Source organism: Streptomyces chilikensis (genome assembly GCF_001642695.1).
In the GTDB taxonomy this organism is placed as follows: domain Bacteria; phylum Actinomycetota; class Actinomycetes; order Streptomycetales; family Streptomycetaceae; genus Streptomyces; species Streptomyces chilikensis.
Genome location: NZ_LWCC02000054.1, coordinates 1 through 1,180, shown reverse-complemented (window position 1 = coordinate 1,180; position 1,180 = coordinate 1). Strand labels below are relative to the sequence as shown.

1 protein-coding gene is annotated in these 1,180 nt (G+C 70.1%); it reads left to right on the top strand.

All coding sequences use genetic code 11. The annotated features are described in order from the left end of the window. The coding region (locus A2U95_RS21920) for an acyltransferase domain-containing protein (RefSeq protein ID WP_166025912.1) at positions 1 to 1,180 on the top strand (1,180 nt) is incomplete at both ends.

The following is a 1,180-nucleotide window of genomic DNA, read 5'->3' as shown; positions in this document are numbered from 1 at the left end:
GCTGGTCCCTGGTGTCGAGCCGCACCCAGTTCGATCACCGTGCGGTGGTCTTCGGCGAGGACCGCGAGGAACTGCTGCGCGCGATGGCCGAGGGCCGTTCGGCCGCGGGTGTCGTGTCGGGCGTGGTCGGGGGCGGACGTTCGGCGTTCCTGTTCTCCGGCCAGGGCTCGCAGCGGGCCGGGATGGGGCGTGAGCTGTACGCAGCGTTCCCGGTGTTCGCCGACGCCTTCGACGCCGTCTGCGCGGAGCTGGACAAGCACCTGGACCGTCCGGTCAAGGAACTGGTCTTCGACACCGAGTCCGACCTGCTCGACAGGACCGTCTACACCCAGGCCGGCCTCTTCGCCATCGAAGTCGCCCTGTTCCGGCTGATGGAGCACTGGGGCGTCACCCCCGACTACCTGCTGGGCCACTCCATCGGCGAACTCGCCGCCGCACATGTGGCGGGCGTCTGGTCCCTGGAGGACGCTGCCACCCTGGTCGCGGCGCGCGGCCGGCTGATGCAGGCCCTGCCCGAGGGCGGGGCGATGGTCGCCGTCCAGGCGACCGAGGACGAGATCCTGCCCCTGCTCACCAACGGCGTGTCCATCGCCGCCCTCAACGGCCCGAACTCCGTGGTTGTCTCCGGCGACGAGGACGAGGTCACCGCGATCGCCGAGCGGTTCACCAAGTCGAAGCGGCTGCGGGTCAGCCACGCCTTCCACTCCCCGCGCATGGAACCCATGCTCGAGGAGTTCCGCACACTCCTGCAGACAGCGACCTTCCACACTCCGCGCATCCCGATCGTCTCCAACCTGACCGGCACCGTCGCGGGTGAGGAGCTGCTGACCGCGGACTACTGGGTGGACCACGTACGCAATGCCGTCCGGTTCGCCGACGGCATGGCTCACCTCGAGGCGCAGGGCGTGACCACCTACCTGGAGCTGGGTCCCGGCGGTGTTCTGTCCGCCATGGGCCAAGAAGCCGTCGGTGACGCCGCGTTCGTCCCGGCCCTGCGGAAGAACCGTGCCGAGGCCGACGCGGTGGTGGCCGCGCTGGCCGAACTCCACACGCACGGCACCGCTGTCGACTGGACGGCGTACTACGCCAACACCGGCGCGCAGCGTGTCGATCTGCCGACCTACGCGTTCCAGCACGAGCGGTTCTGGCCCGAGCCGGCCAAGCGGGATGTCCGCACCGG